At 72.1% G+C, this 17,174-nt stretch carries 14 protein-coding genes; all 14 read left to right on the forward strand.

The annotated features are described in order from the left end of the window. Positions 1-381 precede the first annotated feature (381 nt). The 14 genes from ABD990_RS28340 to ABD990_RS28405 all read left to right on the forward strand — a co-directional run bounded on the left by ABD990_RS28340 (position 382) and on the right by ABD990_RS28405 (position 17,147). A complete protein-coding gene (locus ABD990_RS28340; RefSeq protein WP_345383821.1) occupies positions 382-1,728 on the forward strand; it encodes an RraA family protein in 1,347 nt (448 codons plus the stop codon). Continuing rightward, on the forward strand, positions 1,728-3,149 hold the full coding sequence (locus ABD990_RS28345; RefSeq protein ID WP_345383822.1) for a TRAP transporter large permease subunit: 1,422 nt from the start codon (positions 1,728-1,730) through the stop codon (positions 3,147-3,149). The genes ABD990_RS28340 and ABD990_RS28345 overlap by 1 nt, the downstream gene beginning before the upstream one ends. 46 nt (positions 3,150-3,195) lie before the next feature. Next, on the forward strand, positions 3,196-3,528 hold the full coding sequence (locus ABD990_RS28350; RefSeq protein WP_345383823.1) for a hypothetical protein: 333 nt from the start codon (positions 3,196-3,198) through the stop codon (positions 3,526-3,528). After that, the gene (locus ABD990_RS28355) at positions 3,521-4,510 is read left to right on the forward strand and encodes a cyclase family protein (RefSeq protein WP_345383824.1); all 990 of its coding nucleotides are present in this window, start codon (positions 3,521-3,523) and stop codon (positions 4,508-4,510) included. The genes ABD990_RS28350 and ABD990_RS28355 overlap by 8 nt, the downstream gene beginning before the upstream one ends. A gap of 66 nt (positions 4,511-4,576) precedes the next feature. Further along, on the forward strand, positions 4,577-5,356 hold the full coding sequence (locus ABD990_RS28360; protein ID WP_345383825.1) for an IclR family transcriptional regulator: 780 nt from the start codon (positions 4,577-4,579) through the stop codon (positions 5,354-5,356). A gap of 267 nt (positions 5,357-5,623) precedes the next feature. Continuing rightward, a complete protein-coding gene (locus ABD990_RS28365; protein ID WP_345383826.1) occupies positions 5,624-6,652 on the forward strand; it encodes a LacI family DNA-binding transcriptional regulator in 1,029 nt (342 codons plus the stop codon). Positions 6,653-6,707: 55 nt separating this feature from the next. Then, complete coding sequence (locus ABD990_RS28370) at positions 6,708-7,484, forward strand: cyclase family protein (RefSeq protein WP_345383827.1); 777 nt, start codon at positions 6,708-6,710, stop codon at positions 7,482-7,484. Then, positions 7,481-8,284 carry an enoyl-CoA hydratase/isomerase family protein gene (locus ABD990_RS28375; RefSeq protein ID WP_345383828.1) on the forward strand — a complete coding sequence of 268 codons (804 nt, stop codon included), beginning with the start codon at positions 7,481-7,483 and terminating at the stop codon, positions 8,282-8,284. The genes ABD990_RS28370 and ABD990_RS28375 overlap by 4 nt, the downstream gene beginning before the upstream one ends. A gap of 23 nt (positions 8,285-8,307) precedes the next feature. Beyond that, positions 8,308-10,518: a xanthine dehydrogenase family protein molybdopterin-binding subunit gene (locus ABD990_RS28380; protein ID WP_345383829.1), complete on the forward strand. Its 2,211-nt coding sequence runs from the start codon at positions 8,308-8,310 to the stop codon at positions 10,516-10,518. Continuing rightward, positions 10,515-11,315, forward strand: coding sequence for an FAD binding domain-containing protein (locus tag ABD990_RS28385; protein WP_345383830.1), 801 nt, complete (start codon positions 10,515-10,517; stop codon positions 11,313-11,315). Before ABD990_RS28380 ends, ABD990_RS28385 begins: the two co-directional genes overlap by 4 nt. Then, positions 11,312-11,761, forward strand: a complete 450-nt coding sequence (locus ABD990_RS28390; RefSeq protein ID WP_345383831.1) for a (2Fe-2S)-binding protein — start codon at positions 11,312-11,314, stop codon at positions 11,759-11,761. The genes ABD990_RS28385 and ABD990_RS28390 overlap by 4 nt, the downstream gene beginning before the upstream one ends. Positions 11,762-11,828: 67 nt before the next feature. Then, entirely contained in the window at positions 11,829-13,148 is a 1,320-nt protein-coding gene (locus ABD990_RS28395) for an MFS transporter (RefSeq protein ID WP_345383832.1), read from the forward strand. A 439-nt stretch (positions 13,149-13,587) separates the two neighbouring features. Then, positions 13,588-15,594 (forward strand): primary-amine oxidase, encoded by a 2,007-nt coding sequence (locus ABD990_RS28400; protein WP_345383833.1) that lies wholly within the window; start codon positions 13,588-13,590, stop codon positions 15,592-15,594. Then, positions 15,591-17,147, forward strand: coding sequence for an APC family permease (locus tag ABD990_RS28405; RefSeq protein WP_345383834.1), 1,557 nt, complete (start codon positions 15,591-15,593; stop codon positions 17,145-17,147). Before ABD990_RS28400 ends, ABD990_RS28405 begins: the two co-directional genes overlap by 4 nt. Positions 17,148-17,174: the final 27 nt, after the last annotated feature.

Raw genomic sequence — 17,174 nt, forward strand, 5'->3', positions numbered from 1 at the left:
CCGACCGGTCTGATCACGCCTCGGCCATCAAGGACCGGTCAGCTTGTCGCAGCAGGGTCGAGCCCGTCGGCGGCGGTATGCCGACAGCGGTCGGCAGTGCGAGGGAGCGGAACGATTCCGGGGAGTCAGGGCGCGCCCAGCCCCGCGCGTAGGCCTCCCCGGTGACCGGTGACCCGCACTTTCCTCGAGGTAGCGGTCGGACGCGCGGCATCGAGGGTCTGCGTGCCGCCGAGCCCGCCCACGCCGCCCGCCGCCCGGCGGACTCGGAAGCACCAGCGCCGGGCGTTCCGTCCACCACACTTGACGGAACTACCACTCCGTGCGAATACTCTTCATACAACGGTAAGTCATACCACTGTGTGGGAACTGCAAGGAGGCAGCGTGCGGGCTTCGGTACTGGGGCTGGGGGAGGCCGGGTCGCTGTACGCGGCCGGCCTGATCGCGCAGGGATGGACCGTCACGGGCTACGACCCGGCGGACAACGCCACCCCGCAGGGTGCGCTCCGGGCGGCGACGCCCGAGGACGCCGTGCGGGGCGCCGAGGTGGTGTTCAGCCTGGTCGGAGGCAAGGCAGCAGAGGCCGCGGCGGCGTCGGTGGCCGAGCACCTCGAGCCGGGGGCGCTGTTCGCGGACATGAACTCCGCGAGCCCGGCGGTCAAGGTCCGGATCGCGGCCACGATGGGCGAGTCCCGCTTCGTCGACGTGTCGGTGGTCGGCTCGGTGCCGGCGCACGGCTCGGCAACCGGCGTGGTCGTCAGCGGGGCGGCGTCCGCCGCGGCGGCGCGGATCTTCGCCGGACTCGGCGCCCCCGTGGAGGACATCGCCGGTGCACCTGGCGACGCCTCGGTGCGCAAGCTGCTGCGCAGTTCGTTCATGAAGGGCCTCGGTGCGCTCATCGTCGAGTCCGTCTCGGCGGGCCGGGCGGCCGGTGCCGAGGCGTGGGTACGCACCCAGATCGCCGACTACCTCGTCGGCGGTGAGGCGGCCCTGGACCGGCTGCACGACGGCACGCTCAAGCACGCCGCCCGCCGGGCCACCGAGACCGACGCGGCCGCCGAGCTGCTGGACTCGATCGGCGTCCGGCCGGTGATGACGCGGGCGGCCGCGGAGCTGCACCGCGACCGCGCCGACGCCGCGCTGGCCCCGTCGGAGGACCTGCTGGCCGCCTTCGAGGGCCTCGCCGTGGCGAACATCGGCGACGCGCGCGACCGTATGGGCATGCTCGACGGCGGTATCCACGCCCTGTGGAAGGGCGCACGAGTGGTCGGGCGCGCCCGCACGGTGTGGGTGCGCAGCGGCGACAACCAGGCCCTGCACCGCGCCATCGCGGCTTCCCGCCCGGGGGAGGTGCTCGTGGTCAACGGCCAGGGCGACACCACTCGCGCGCTGCTCGGCGAGCTGATGGCCGAGCGGGCCAAGCGCCGCGGGGTGCTGGGGATCGTCGTCGACGGCGCGCTGCGGGACGTGGGCGAGCTGGAGAAGATCGGCTTCGCCGCCTGGGGCCGCGCGGTCACCCCGGCCGGCCCGTACAAGAACGGTCCCGGCCAGGTCGACGTCCCGGTCGCGGTCGGCGGGGTGGTCGTCCGCCCGGGCGACCTGGTCGTGGGCGACGACGACGGCGTCATCGTCGTCCCGGCCGCCGAGGCGGCTGCGAGCCTGCTCGGAGGCCGTGCCGTGGAAGCCGACGAGGCGCAGCGCCGCGCCGCGATCCTCGCCGGGACCGCGTGATGACCGCCGTGTGGGCGCTGGTCGCGTTCGTCGGCGTGATCATCGTGTGGAACGCCGTGTTCAAGCGCAACATCGGCGAGGCGATGATCCTCGGGTTCGTCGCGGTCTGCGCCTTCGCGCTGATCGGCGGAACCGAGGACGGCGGATCGGCGTGGGCCGCGATCGGGCACGCCGTGCTGGACTCGATGCAGGAGGAGGTCACCTTCGCCGGCCTGGCGTTCGTGTTCATGTCCTACCTGCTGACCAGGACCCCCGTGTTGGACAAGCTGATCGACCTGCTCAACTCGGTGCTCGGGCGGCTGCGCGGCGGACCGGTGTACACCGCCACCGTCGCCGGGGGCATCTTCGGCGCCGTCGCGCACGTCGGAGCCGCGGTCACTGCGGCCGTCGGCTCCGTCACCGTGCCGTGGATGAAGCGCTCCGGGGTCAAGCCCGAGCTCGCCGCCACGGTCGTCGCCGGTGGCGCCGGCATGGGCGTGACCTTCCCCTTCTCCGCCACCATGTTCATTCTCGTCGGCGGCCTCGCCGCACAGGGCGTCATGCAGCCCGACGAGATCGTCAAGCCGCTCGCGCTGGCCGGACTGTGGTGCCTGGCCTACCGGGTCGTGCTGGTGTTCTTCCTGGTTCGCCGCAACGGGATCGAGGCGATCGCCGCGCAGGACCGGATCCCGTTCGCGCGCAGCCTGCGCTCCGGGTGGGCCTCGCTGCTGCTGTTCCTGCCGATCCTCGTGCCGCTGCTGCTCACGCGCGGGCCGATCGCCGAGGCCCTGGGCACCTACTCCGGGGTGGGCGAGGCGCTGAAGAAGCCGGTCGAGCTCGCCGACGGCACCACCCTGCCCGCGCAGCCCTACGCGATGCCCGACGTGATCAGCCTGATCACCTGGATCCCGGTGCTGATGATCGGGTTGGTGCTGTTCCTCGGGCGCAAGCACCTGCCGCGCACCGCGTCGGGCTGGTGGGCCACGATCGGCAAGGCCGCGCCGTCGTTCGGGGTCATCGGCATCACCATCGTGGCCGCCTTCTCCGCGTCGAACGTCCTCGCCGACCTCGGCCTGGCCGGCCAGCTCGAGGCCGTGCTGTCCGGGCTCGCCGCGCCCGCCTGGATCATGGCCATCGCGATCGGTGTGATCATCGTGGCGATCGCCATCCCGCTCACCGCGAGCGCCACCATGGCCGCCGTCGGCCCGGTCGCGGTGGTCGCCCTGATCGGCGCCGGTGTCCCGGCGCCCATCGCCGCCGCCGCCGTGCTGATCTTCGCCTCGACCGAGGGTGCGTCCCCGCCGTCGGGGGCCCCGATCTACGTCGCCTCCGGCATCGCACGGGTCGACCCTGTCAAGACCTTCCTGCCCCTGCTCAAGTACTACTGCCTGCCCATCCTCGCCGTGGGCGTGTTCATCGCCATCGGCGTCCTGCCCGTCTGACCCGCCCCAGCCCGAACGCGCCCGATCCCACGAGGGAGTCCGCACCATGAGTTCGACGATGAGCCCACCGGCCCCGGCCCCGGCCGCCCCGGCCTCGCGGGTCACCACCTTCCTGTTCGCGCTGTCCGTCGTGTTCTTCCTGGTCGCCGGCCTGGCGATCGTCGTCGGACAGATCGTCGCCCTCGCGGCCGGCGACGCCACCGCGGCCCGGCACTGGGCCTCCGCCGTGGCCCCCTACGCCTTCGGCGGCGCCTCGGTCTCGGGCCTGCTGTCCTTCGCCCTGTCCTACAAGAAGGGGGCCGACGGTCACACCCCGTCCGACGGGGACGACGAGGACGGCCGGGACGACGAGGTCGGGGAGGACAACGGCCGTGGCTGAGGCCGACCTCGGCACCCGGATGGACGTGCCCACCTACGCCGAGTTGCGTGGGCACGTCCCCCCGGGCTCCAGCTGGGGCGTCTTCCGCGAGCACCCCGAGCGCGGCACCGCGAACTTCGCCGGTGCCGCGCAGGTGCTCGACGGCGTCGCGAGCGTCTCCCGCGGTGCCGTGTTCACCCTCGACCACGCCCTCGACGCCTTCGACCCGCCGATGGCCCGGGCCCGGTCCGCACCCCGTCACGAACTGCTCGCCGCGCACGCGGAGGCCCGCGACGACGTCCTGCACGGCTTCTACCTGCAGGCCACCTCGCAGGTCGACGGCCTGCGACACCGCCGCGCCTCCGGGCACGGCTTCTACAACGGCGTCCCCGACGCGGACATCCGCGCCGGCCACCCGGCTCTGGGCGTGCAGCGGTGGGCCGAGAAGCCGATCGTCGGCCGCGGCGTGGTCATCGACGTCGAGGGCCTTCTCGCCGCCGAAGGCGACCCGCTCGACCACCGCGGCGGTCCCGCCCTGGACGTCGACGTGCTCGACCGGGCACTCGCCGCTCAGGGCGAGCGGGTCCGGCCCGGCGACCTCGTGCTCGTGCACACCGGCTGGGCCCGCTGGTTCCTCGACGCGGACACCGACCTGCGCGCCGAGGTCCGCGACGCCCGCCGCGCCACCGGCTTCCGGCAGACCCTCGACCTGCCCGAGTGGCTCTGGGACCACCAGGTCGCGCTCTTCGCCACCGACACCTTCGCCGTGGAGGTGCTGCCCGTCGCGGGCGACGCGTATCTCGACAGCGCCCCCGAGGACGCCGGGATGATGCACCAGGAGCTCATCGCCAAGCTCGGCGTCCCGCTCGGCGAGCTGTGGAACCTCACCGACCTCGTCGCCGACAGCCGGGCGCACGGCCGGTGGGACGCCCTCGTGGTCGTCAAACCGCTGCACCTCGTCGGGGGAGTCGGCTCGCCCCCCAACGCCACCGCGTTGCGCTGAATCCCGAGAGACTTCACCACTGTGTGGAAGGATGGCCCAGTCAGCGAATCACGAGGGGCGGAAGAGATGGCGGAGGCGGGTAAGGCGGCGGAGCCGGCGAAGGCCGCGACGAGCATGCGGTCGCTCGAGCGTGCCATCGACGTGCTCGAGGTCCTCGACGCCAGCCACCACGCGCTGCGGCTGACCGAGATCGCCCGCCGGGCCGGGCTGGCCGTGGCGACGACCCAACGCATTCTCGGGGTGCTCGAGGCCCGCGGCCGCGTCGAGCGCGACGCCAACGGCTACCGCCCCGGGGTCGGGCTGATCTTCGGCGCGCACGCCTACCTCACCAGCAGCCCACTACTCACCGCGGCCCGCCCCGTCCTGCAGGACCTCGCAAGCGCTACCGGGCTGACCGCCTCGCTGTTCAAGCGCCTCGGCTGGTCGCGGGTGGTGCTCGCGCGCGTCGCCGGAGACTCGCCGCTGCGCTACGAGCTGCCCATCGGTGAGCGCCTGCCCCTGCACCTCGGCGCCGGCAAGGCGCTCGCCGCTCACATGGATCCCGCCGAGCTCGACGAGTTCCTCGCTCAGCTCGACGACCACACCCTCGCCGACGGCACCACCCTCGACCGCGACGACTTCCTGGCCGAACTCAAGCTCATCCGCGAACGCGGCTACTCCCAGGCCCGCGGTGAACGCGAACCCGGCATGGCCTCCGTCGCCGCACCCGTCGTCGACGCCGACGGCACCGCCACTGCTGCGGTGCAGGTCACCGGAGCTCAAGCCGACATCCCCACCGAGCGCATTCCCGAACTCGGTCTGGAGCTGCAGCGAGCCGCCCTTGCGATCGCCCGCCGCGCCTACTGACTTCGGTTCCAGTCCGCACGGGCCTCGTCGACGGACGGGCGTCGCGCTCGTCCGCGGTGGCGGCGTGCTTGCCCCACGGCCGGTAGCCGCGCTCGGCGAAGAGCGCCGCCGCGCGGTCGAGCAGCCCTTCTCCATCAGGCGCCGCCGCGATGCACCACATCTTCTCCCCGACGCGGCGATTCCCGGCCAGGGGGATCGGCGCCGGCCCGCGGGCGGTCGCCTGAAGCGCGGCACGGCGGATACCGTCGTCGGCGGACGGGAGGTGGCATGGGGGAGCAGCTGCGGCGTCGCCCCACGCTCGCGGACGTCGCGCGGATGGCCGGTGTGGACACGAGCCTGGTGTCCCGGGTCCTGCGCAACGATCCGCGCGGCTTCGCCTCGGCCGAGACACGCGAGCGGATCCGAGCCGCTGCGCAGGAGGTCGGCTATCGGGCGAACGCTGCGGCGCGAGGCCTGCGAAGTGCGCGGACGATGACGTTGGGCCTGCTGCTCCCCGGGTTCTCCAGCCCCGTGTACGCATCGATCGCGCACGGAGTGGAGGAGCGTGCGGGCCAGCACGGCTACGGGTTGGTGCTCGGCACCCACGCGGCGGGCGACCCACACGAGACGATCACCGACATGCTCATGCACGGCCGGGTCGACGGCCTGCTGGTCGCCTCGGGACGGATCGAGGACCGGGCTCTGCGGCGGCTCGTCGGCCAGGTTCCGCAGTCGGTGGTGCTGGTGAACCGGCAGGTACGCGGCGTGGCGGCGAGTGTGGTGCTGCGGGACGCCGACGCGTCGGCGGTGGCGGTGGCGCACCTGGCCGAGCTCGGGCACCGCCGGATCTGCGGAATCTTCGGGCCAGGCGGCCTGGACACGATGGTGCGCCGTCGGCTCGGGTTCCTGGCCGAGTGCCGCGAGCAGGGCGTCGAGCCCGCGGTCGTGGAGATGGCGGAGCGGGACCAGCGCGCCGGGTTCGACGGCGTCGGACGGGCGCTGGCCCGAGACCCACGGCCGACGGCGGTGGTCGCCGGGACCTTCCCGATGGCGGTCGGTGCGCTCGCCGGCCTGCACGACGCCGGGATCGCGGTCCCTCGGCAGATGTCGGTCGTCGCCCTGCACAACGACGGCCTCGCCGACTACCTCGTCCCGCGGCTCACTGCGGTGGCCATGCCGACCGAGCGACTCGGGGCGGAGGCCGTCGAGCTGGCTCTGGCGCTGGTCAACGGCGGTGAACCCCGACGGGTGGTGGTGCCCGACCCGCCCAGGCTGGTGCGGCGGGAGTCGACGGCGCCTTTGATATCAAACGATTGACCCTCCTCGGCGGACACTCGTAGCTTTCCGGCGTCACCGAAGAGGAGAGTCACCGATGACCCGCATCGTCGACATCTCGATGACGCTCGAGAACGGGGTCCCGTCGGACCCGCCGGGCTACGAGTTCGAGATCGAGTACACCAGCCACCAGGACACCGTGCCGATGCTGCAGCGCCGCTACGAGGGGCTGCAGCCCGACGAGCTGCCGAACTCCGAGGCGTTCGCGCTGGAGACCGTGCACCTGTCCACCCACAACGGGACCCACGTCGACGCGCCGTGGCACTACTCGTCGCGCATGGAGGACGGCAGCCGCCCGCGCACCATCGACGAGATGCCGCTCGACTGGTTCCTGCGCCCCGCCGTCAAGCTCGACTTCCGCCACTTCGAGGACGGCTACGTGGTCACGGCCGCCGACCTCGAGGCCGAGCTCAAGCGCATCGACTACACGCTGCAGCCCCGGGACATCGTCCTGGTCAACACCTCCGCCGCCGCCCGTTTCGGCACGCAGGAGTACGCGCAGAGCGGATGCGGGGTCGGCCGCGAGGCCACGCTCTGGTTGTGCGACAGGGGGGTCCGGGTCGTCGGTACGGACGCCTGGAGCTGGGACGCCCCCTTCTCCTACGTCGCCGAGCGCTACGCCCGCGACAAGGACGCCTCGATCATCTGGGAGGGGCACAAGGCCGGGCGACACACCGAGTACTGCCAGATCGAGAAGCTGCGCCACCTCGACCAGCTGCCCGACCACGGCTTCACCGTGTCCTGCTTCCCGGTGAAGATCCACGCGGCGTCGGCGGGTTGGACCCGCGCCGTCGCCATCCTGGAGGACCGATGAGCACGGACCACGCCCACGCGATGTCGCACCTGGACCGGGAGCCGACGTCCTTCGACTCCTACAAGGACCGCTACAAGACGATCCGCTTGGAGCGGACCGACGGGATCCTCGAGGTCACGTTCCACACCGACGGCGGCCCGCTGCAGTGGAGCCTGCTGGCGCACAACGAGTTCGAGGACGCCTTCCTCGAGATCGGCCGGGACCGCGAGAACGACGTCGTGATCCTCACGGGCACGGGCGAGGCCTTCAGCGGCCCCGCCATCGCGCCCGGCAGGCACCCCAACCGCCGCACCATGACCCCCGAGATCTACGACCCGATCCAGTGGGAGGGCAAGCACCTGCTGCCGAACCTGCTGGCCATCGAGGCCCCGGTGATCGCGGCCGTCAACGGGCCTGCCGTGCGGCACGCCGAGATCCCCCTGGTCAGCGACATCGTGCTGGCGACCGACGACACCTACTTCCAGGACACCGCGCACTTCCCCGGCGGAATGGTGCCCGGGGACGGCATGCACGTCGTGATGCCGTTGCTGATGGGTCCGACGCGGGGCAAGTACTTCCTCTACACCGGACAGCAGGTGAGCGCCGCGGAGGCCAAGGAGATCGGCCTGGTCAACGAGGTGCTGCCGCGCGAGGACCTGCTCCCGCGGGCCCGCGAGCTCGCCCGGCTCCTCCTGCAGCAGCCCCGCCTGGTCCGCCGCTACACCCGAACCGTGCTCACCGAGGACCTGCGCCAGCGCCTGCACGGCCTGCTCGGCTACGGCCTCGCCCTCGAGGGCATGGCGCGGATGAAGAGCAGCTGACGATGCCCGCGGTGGACAGGTCCGTGACCGAGACGGCTCGGTGGCCGAAGCGGGACGCCTTCGACTTCGCGGGCGGCACGGCCTTGTTCGTCGACGACATCCGGCCGGCCGGCCTGCTGCACATGGCGGTCGTGCGAAGCACCAGGGCGCACGCCCGGCTCCGGCGGGTCGACACCGCCCCGGCCAAGGTGGTGCCGGGCGTCGCTCGGGTGCTGGAGGGCCGTGAGGCGTCGCTGCACCTGCACCCGCTGCCGTACCAGTTCGGCGATCCCGAGCTGATCGGCGGCCGGCGGGCGGTGCTGGAGGCCCTCCCGGTCGACGAGGTGCGCTACGTCGGGGAGCCGATCGCGGTCGTCGCGGCCGAGAGCCGACGGGCCGCCCGCGCGGCGGCCGCGGCGGTCGTCGTGGAGTACGAGGACCTTCCCACGCTGCTCGACGCGCGCGCCTTCCTCGCCGATCCGGACCCGCGGCACGTCATCGCCGAGAACGAGGTGGTCGCGGGGCACGCGGACGAGGTCCTGCGTACGGCCGAGCGCGTGGTCCGGGCCGAGTTCTTCCTGGGCCGCAGCAGCACCGCCCCGATCGAGCCGCGGGGCTACGTCGCGGACTGGGACGGCGCCCGGCTGACCGTGCACGCCGCCCACCAGCAGCCCTTCCAGCTCCGCGCGGAGTTGGCCGAGGTGCTCGACCTGCCGGTCGACTCGATCCGCGTGGTGGTGCCGAACGTCGGCGGCGCCTTCGGGCTCAAGATGACCGGGCCCGTCGAGGAGCCGCTCGTCTGCCTGCTCAGCATCCTGTGCGGCCGGCCGGTGAAGTGGATCGAGACCCGCGCCGAGTGCTTCCTCGGCGGGGGCCGCGAGCAGCTCCACGACGTCGAGGTCGCGCACACCGCCGACGGCCGGCTCCTCGCGCTGCGGAACCGGATCGTCATCCCGGTGGGTGCCGAGGCCGTCCAGCCCGGCTGGCGGCAGGCCTACGTCAGTGTGGCGGCGTTCCCCACCGCCTATGTCGTCCCCCATCTCGACGTCCGGTCCCGGGTCGTCGCGACCAACCTGCCGCCCTGGCACTCCTGCCGAGGATTCGGAAAGGAGGCTCCCGTGTTCGTCATGGAACGGATCATGGACATGGTGGCCCGCCGGACCGGGCTCGCTCCCGCGGAGGTGCGCCGGCGCAACCTGCTGCGGCCGGAGGACCTCCCGCACCGCATGGCGTCCGGCTACCGGCTGGACAGCGGGGACCTCCCGGCCGTACTGGACCAGGTGCTCGCTCTCGACGAGGGGATCGACGCCGACGGTGTCGGGATCGCCGTCGAGGTCACCCCCGAGGGCGGCGGGCACGCGGCCGGGCGACTGGACCCCGGCGTCACGCCGACCGTCGCGGCTCCCGAGGCCGCGGCCGTCCTCCTCCGGGCGGACGGGCTGGTCGAGGTGCGCACCGGCGTCACCAACCCGGGCGGCGGCAACGACACTGCGCTCGCCCGGCTGGCCGCCGACGAGCTGGGCATCACGTCGGCGCAGATCCGCGTGGTGCAGGGCGACACCGACCTGTGCCCGCCGGGGACCGGCAACGCCAGCAGCCGAGGGGTCGCGGTCGGCGGAGCGGCCGTGGTCCTGGCGGCCCGCGACCTGGCCGCCACGCTGCGCGATCTCGGCGCCGACCCGCTCACCGAGACGGCCGTCGCGGAGCTCGTCGCCCGGCACGGGTCGCTGGAGCACGTCCGCGAGTACCGCCCCGATCCGCCCTCGGATCCCGAGTACCGCTACAGCTACCCGTACTTCTCCTCCGGCGCCTACGTGGCGAGGGTCGACGTGGACCGGGCCACCGGCCGGGTCCGGGTGCGCTCGCTGACGGCCGTCCACGACTGCGGCCGAGTGATCGAGCCGGTGCTGGTCGAGGGGCAGCTGCAGGGCGCGATGGCGATGGGCGTCGGGCTGGCGCTGTCGGAGGAGAGCCGGTTCGACGAGCGGGGCGCACCGCAGGCCTCCTCGTTCAAGGAGTACCTCGCTCCCCGGGCGAACGACCTGCCGGACTTCGTGATCGGCCACCACGAGACACCGGCCCCGCACACCCTGCTCGGCGCCAAGGGCGCGGGGGAGGCCGGGGTCGGCGGCGCGCTGGCCGCGATCGCCAACGCCGTCGACGACGCGCTGGCGCGCTGGGGCGGCCGGGAGATCACCTCGGTTCCGCTGGACCCGCCGGCGGTGCTGGCCCTGCTACCGGAGGAGGCGTCGTGAACACCACCTTCGCCCGCAGCGTCGACGAGGCGGTCGCGGCCCTGGCCGCGAGCGTGGCGGCCGGCGCGAAGCCCCTCGTCGTGGGCGGTGGCACGCTCTGCGTCCCGGCGCTGGTACGGGGCGGGCCGGCCGCGACGGACATCGTCGATCTCGGCCGCGCGGGCCTGGACACGCTCGCCGGCGGGCCGGTGGTCGAGCTCGGCGCACTCGTCAGCTACCAGCAGCTGATCACCTCGCCCGAGGTGCGCGCCGGGCTGCCGATGCTGCACCGCATGGCCTCCGGCATCACGGGCGGGATCCAGATCCGGCACCAGGGCACCCTCGTGGGGGCCCTGTGCGCCGCCCGGCCGCAGTCCGACGCGCTCGCCGTCCTGGTCGCGCTCGACGCCGAGGTGGTGGTCCGGTCGGTCGCCGGGACGCGGATCGTGCGGGCCGGGCGGTTCCTCACCGGCCCTGCAGCACCCGACCTCGCTCCCGACGAGCTGGTCACCGGTCTCCGGATCTCACTGCGGCCCAGGGGCACTGCGTACATCAAGCACAAGTTCGCGGAGTCCTCCTGGCCCGTGGTGACGGCTGCCGCCGCCGCGGGCCGGGTGGTGCTCGGGGGAGTGGCCGGCACCCCACAGGTCGTGCCGGTTCCGGCGGGGGCCGCGGTCCGGGCCGCCGTCGCCGACCATCTCGCGGCGCTGCCCGCCGAGCAGCGCTGGGCGGACCTGCGGGCGCCGTGGGAGTACCGCAGGCGCGTCGCGCCGGAGATCGCGGCGCGCGCGGTAGAGCTCGCCGAGGAGGCGTCGTGAGACTTCAGGTGGACGGGGTGACCGTGCAGGTCGACCCCGACCCGGAGGACACCTTGGTCGACGTCCTGCGCGAGGACCTGGGCAGCACCGCGGTGCGCGCCGGGTGCCGCAACGGGGACTGCGGGACCTGCACCGCGATCGTCGACGGCCGGTGCGTCAAGACCTGCCTGGTGCTCGCCGGCCGGGCCGACGGCGCCCGCGTCGACACCCTGGCCGGGCTGGGGACCCAGGCGGACCCCCATCCCGTCCAGGAGGCGTTCATGGCCGAGTACGCCTTCCAGTGCGGTTTCTGCCTGCCCGGCATGATCCTGTCCGCCGTCACGCTGCTCGACCACAACCCGTCGCCCACGGATGCGGACATCCGTGACGCACTGAGCGGCAACCTCTGTCGCTGCACCGGATACGTCAACGCCGTCCGCGCGGTCCGGCGCGCGGCGGGGCTCTAGCCGAAGACGCATTCCACCACCACGGCACCCGTCGTGGTGGTCGGCCGACATGCCCAAAGGAGGGCCCATGTCCGCACCCAGCAAGGACACGACCGCCGTCACGGCACCCCGCAGCACCTTCCGCACGCTGCTCGGCGCCGGGGTCGGCAACACGCTCGAGTGGTACGACTGGAGCGTCTACGCGATCTTCGCGTCGTTCTTCGCCAAGCAGTTCTTCGTCGACGACGGGGCCACCGGCGCGCTGCTGTCCACCCTGGCCGTGTTCGCAGTCGGCTTCGTCATGCGCCCGATCGGCGGGTTCGTGTTCGGCTGGCTCGCCGACCGCCGCGGTCGCAGGTTCTCGATGACCAGCTCGATGATCCTCATGGCGGCCGGCAGCCTCGTCATCGGCGTCGCGCCGACGCACGCCCAGGTCGGAACGTGGGCGGCGGTCATCCTCGTGCTCGCCCGCCTCGCGCAGGGGCTGGCCCACGGGGGAGAGATCGCCGCGTCGTACACCTACATCGCCGAGATCGCGCCACGCGCCCGGCGCGGGCTGTGGTCGACCAGCCTCTACGTCTCGGTGACGGCGGGTATCGTCCTGGCCTCGCTGATCGGTGCGGGCGCGAGCAGTGCGCTCGGCACCGACGCCCTACGCGACTGGGCCTGGCGCATCCCGTTCCTGATCGGCGGTCTGCTCGGGCTGGTCGGGCTGTACCTGCGCCGCACCTTGCCGGAGACCGAGGCGTTCATCGAGCAGGACGGCGGGGAGACCACCGAGCACGCAGAACCAGCCCGCCGCACCACCCGCGACCTGCTTCGCGGCCTCGCCCAGAACAAGCGCAGCCTTGTGCGGATCCTCGGTTTCAGCCTGGCCAGCACGGTCGTGTACTACACCTGGGCCATCGGGCTCTCCGGCTTTGCGATCACCACCAAGGGTGTGCCCGCCTCGGGTGCGCTGTGGGCCACGGTCGCCGCCAACCTCGCGTTCATGGCCACGCTGCCTTTGTGGGGCAAGCTGTCCGACCGGTTCGGCCGCAAGCCGATCTTCCTCACCTACGGCGTGGCGTTCATCGTGCTGTCCTTCCCGCTGATGGCCGCCTTGAACGACTCCGCGTGGCGCATGTTCGGGGTCATGGTCGTCGCGCTGTTCTTCCTCGGCGCGTTCGTCGGGATCATGCCTGCCTACTTCGCCGAGCTGTTCCCGACCGCGGTGCGCGCCTCCGGGATCGGGGTGCCCTACTCGTTCGTCGTCGCGATCTTCGGCGGCACGGCACCGTACGTCCTGACCTGGTTGAGCAGCCACGACCTGGTGTGGGTCTTCTCCCTCTACTCGATCGTGCTCGTACTGGTCGGCGTGGTCACCACCATGCTCAGCCCGGAGACGAAGGCACGCGAGCTGGAGTGATCGACCAGGTGGGTGCGCCTCCACGCCGCCCTGTCCGCGGTTGCCCACGACGCCATGGGCGACGGGGACAGCGCAGCGGTGTGCCTGGAGCGGGCGGCGGGGGCCGCGAGCGCAGCACGCGAACCGAACCGGGTACCCCGACGCCGCCCTTCGCGCGCTCCTGGAGCTCAGCGAGACGTCGCCGCAGTAGTCGATCGGCTACCGAGAAGCCGGGGTTCTTTTCGGGCAGGTCAGGACTAGGATCAGAAGGTCGCGGGCGACCGCGTCACCGCCCTCGCTCCAGGCTCGGTCACGCTCGCACTCATGATCCGGGAGGACTCCCGAACCCTGCACGCAGCCGCTCCGGCTCTCCGGCTCGACAGGGGTACCGCAGGACAGCGCAGCTACCCGCACTCCGCCTCTGCGCCGTCGTACACCGCCTCAATGACGAGGAGTACCGATGACAGTGAGTACACGGCAGGCAACCGCAACGACGAATCCACTGGCGCCGCTCGCGCCTGAAGAGATCCGTCGAACCACGGAGATCCTGCGCGCTGAGCGACAGATCGACCAGGGGATCCGCTTCGTGACGGTCGCGCTCCACGAGCCGGCCAAGAGCGAGGTCCTCGCGCACGGCCGCGGCGAGGGTCCGGCTCCCGACCGGGAAGCCTTCGCCGTCCTGTACGACCGTGGTCACCAGCAGACCATCGAAGCAGTGGTCTCCCTCTCCGAAGGAGCGGTGGTCTCCTGGGAGGTGCTCGACGACGTCCAACCCAGCGTGATGCTCGAGGAGTTCTTCAGCGCAGAGGAGATCACGCGGTCCGATCCGCGATGGCAGGAGGCGATGCGCAAGCGAGGGGTGACCGACTTCTCGCTGGCGATGATCGACCCGTGGGCGGCCGGTTACGACATCGACGACCCCACGGGCCGCCGGCTGCTGCGCCCGTTGACGTTCGTCCGCTCGCGGGAGGACGACAACGGCTACGCCCGGCCGGTCGAGGGGCTGGTCGTGCTGCTCGACATGGACAAGATGGAGGTCATCGACGTCCGCGACCACGGTGTCGTGCCACTGCCGCCGAAGGCGGGCAACTACACGCCCGAGCTGATGTTCGACGACGACAACCGGCCGGGGTTCGAGCGGCTGCGCGACGACCTGAAGCCGCTGGAGATCACCCAGCCGGAAGGCCCGAGCTTCACCGTCGACGGGCACGCGGTGAGCTGGCAGAAGTGGCGGTTGCGGGTCGGCTACACCCCGCGCGAGGGCCTGGTGCTGCACCAGGTGGGCTACGAGGACCGGGGCAGGCTCCGGCCGGTGCTCTACCGGGCCTCGCTGTCCGAGATGTACATCCCCTACGGCGACCCCGCGCCGACGCACCGGATCAAGAACGTCTTCGACGAGGGCGAGTACGGGGTCGGGGTGCTGCTCAACCCGCTGACCCTCGGCTGCGACTGCCTCGGCGAGATCTTCTACTTCGATGTGACCACGAACGACCAGGAGGGCCGGCCGGTCACCATCCCGAACGCCGTCTGCATGCACGAGGAGGACTACGGGATCAGCTGGAAGCACACGGACTTCCGCACCGAGAAGGCGGAGGTCCGCCGTTCGCGCCGCCTGGTGATCTCCTGTATCGCGACGGTCGGCAACTACGAGTACGGCTTCTTCTGGTACCTCTACACCGACGGCACCATTCAGTTCGAGGTGAAGCTGACCGGCGTCCTCTCCACCGGTGCCCTGGTCGACGGCGAGGAGCCGCGCCACGGCGTCGTCGTCGCCCCCGGCCTGTACGGGCCGCACCACCAGCACTTCTTCAACGTCCGGCTGGACATGCAGGTCGACGGCGAGCGCAACTCGGTCTACGAGGTCGACGCCGCCGCGGTGCCGCCCGGGCCGGACAACCCGTACGGCAACGCCTGGGTGACGAAGAAGACGCCGCTGTCGCGGGAGAGCGAGGCGCGGCGGCTGATCGACCCGCTGGTCGCCCGGGTGTGGTACGTCGTCAACCCCAACGAGGTCAACGAGCTCGGCCAGCCGACCGGCTACAAGCTGATGCCCGGCGAGAACGTGCTGCCCCTGCAACAGGAGGGTTCGCAGGCGTTCGCCCGTGCACAGTTCGCCTACAAGCACCTCTGGGTCACCCGCTACGACCCGACGGAGCGGTACGCCGCGGGCGACTACCCGAACCAGCACGGTTCCCCGGGCGGACTGCTCGAGTACCAGAAGGCGGACCGCCCGCTGGAGAACGAGGACCTCGTCGTCTGGTACTCGTTCGGCGCCCACCACGTGGTCCGCCCGGAGGACTGGCCGGTCATGCCGGTGACCCACATCGGATTCTCGCTCAAGCCGGTCGGGTTCTTCGACGGCAACCCCGCGCTGGACCTGCCGCGCTCCCCGGCGTGCCACGCCGGCGACGGACAGGCCGCACACGGTGACGGGCACCCGGTTCCGACCCAGGAGGTGACCGAGTGAGCGCGCAGGGGACCGGGCCGCACCCGGTCCACTCCGACACCGGGCTGGCCCACGGGACGATGAGCCAGCTCGACGTGATGGCGCAGTCGGTGGCCGGGATCGCGCCCAGCGCCGCGATGGCCACGACCCCGGCGCTGATCGCCCTCTACGCCGGGCAGGGAGCGTGGTTGTCCTATGTGGCCGCGACCGTCGTCGTCATCCTCGTCGGGCTGGTCGCGACCCAGTTCGGGCGCCGGTTCGCCTCCTCCGGGTCGCTGTACAGCTACGTCGCGCGGGGCCTCGGCCCGGGTGGCGCGTTCGCGGCCGGCTGGGGACTGGTCATCGGCTACGCGTTCATCGCGATGATCGGAGTGATCGGCACCGGCATCTACTTCGGCAGCTTCCTCACCCTACTGGGGCTGCCGGTCGGCGGCACCCTCGCCGTCTGCATCATCCTGGCGGTCGCCGCGGTCGGAGCCGCCGCGTTCGCGATCATCGGCATCAAGATCTCCACGCGCGTGGGGCTGGTCCTCGAGATCGTCTCGGTCGCCGCCATCCTGCTCGTGCTGATCGCCGTCCTGGTCGGGAGCGGTGCCCGCGGGACCACCACCCCCTTCGACCTCTCCACCCTGTCGTTCGACGGCGTGGCCTTCGGGATCGTGCTCGGGGTGCTCGGCTTCGTCGGCTTCGAGAGCGCGGCCAGCCTCGGCGCCGAGGCGCGCAACCCGCACCGTGCCATCCCGCGCGCCGTGCTCGGCAGCGCCGTCCTGGTCGGCATCCTGTACGTCTTCGCGGCCTACACCCTGGTGCGGGGCTTCGGCGATCCGAACGCCCTGAGTTCGAGCACCGCGCCGATCAGCGACCTGGCCGGGCAGTACGGTCTCGGCGGGGTCTCCTGGATCGTCGACCTGGGCATCACGGCGTCGTTCTTCGCGGTCACCATCGCCTGCATCAACGCCTCGTCCCGCATCCTGTACACGATGGGCGAGGAGGACATCCTGCCGAGGGCGCTGGGCCGGGCCCACTCGACGTACAAGACCCCGCACGTGGCGATCGGCCTCATCGCGCCGGTCGTGCTCGTGGTGCCGATCATCCTGGTCGTCAGCGGGATGACGCCGCTCAACGTGATCACCTACACCGGCACGATCGGCACCTTCGGCTACATGCTGGCCTACGTGCTGATGGCCGTCGCGCTGCCGTTCTTCCTGCGGAAGCGCGACGAGTTCAACCCCCTGTCGGCGGTGCTCGCGGTCGTGGTCGTCGCGGCGCTGCTCTACGTCTTCTACAAGAACGTGATCCCGGTGCCCGAGTACCCGCTCAACCTGATGCCGTGGATCTTCCTCGGGCTCGTCGTCCTCGGCCTGGCCTGGTACGCGGTGGCCCGGGCTCGCCGGCCTCAGCTCGTCGAGGAGGTCGGCTCGTTCGAGGAGGAGCCGGTTCCGCCGCACGCGCGGCACCGTCACCGGTCTCCGAGCAGCGGCGGTCCCGCCGCCTCCGCAGAGCCGACGTCGTCACCTCCACCTGAACGGACCCGGTCCGATCGTCCACAGGAGAACCCGCACGAGAAGCAGTAGCCCGATCGAACACCACCGTGCCGCCGG

The organism is Pseudonocardia yuanmonensis (assembly GCF_039542425.1).
Taxonomy (GTDB): domain Bacteria; phylum Actinomycetota; class Actinomycetes; order Mycobacteriales; family Pseudonocardiaceae; genus Pseudonocardia; species Pseudonocardia yuanmonensis.

Coding starts and splice junctions, on each gene's coding strand:
- ABD990_RS28360 (WP_345383825.1), top strand. CDS start 4,577: ATGGCGGAGGCGGGTAAGGCGGCGGAGCCGGCGAAGGCCGCGACGAGC.
- ABD990_RS28395 (WP_345383832.1), top strand. CDS start 11,829: ATGTCCGCACCCAGCAAGGACACGACCGCCGTCACGGCACCCCGCAGC.
- ABD990_RS28370 (WP_345383827.1), top strand. CDS start 6,708: ATGACCCGCATCGTCGACATCTCGATGACGCTCGAGAACGGGGTCCCG.
- ABD990_RS28365 (WP_345383826.1), top strand. CDS start 5,624: ATGGGGGAGCAGCTGCGGCGTCGCCCCACGCTCGCGGACGTCGCGCGG.
- ABD990_RS28345 (WP_345383822.1), top strand. CDS start 1,728: ATGACCGCCGTGTGGGCGCTGGTCGCGTTCGTCGGCGTGATCATCGTG.
- ABD990_RS28350 (WP_345383823.1), top strand. CDS start 3,196: ATGAGTTCGACGATGAGCCCACCGGCCCCGGCCCCGGCCGCCCCGGCC.
- ABD990_RS28400 (WP_345383833.1), top strand. CDS start 13,588: ATGACAGTGAGTACACGGCAGGCAACCGCAACGACGAATCCACTGGCG.
- ABD990_RS28375 (WP_345383828.1), top strand. CDS start 7,481: ATGAGCACGGACCACGCCCACGCGATGTCGCACCTGGACCGGGAGCCG.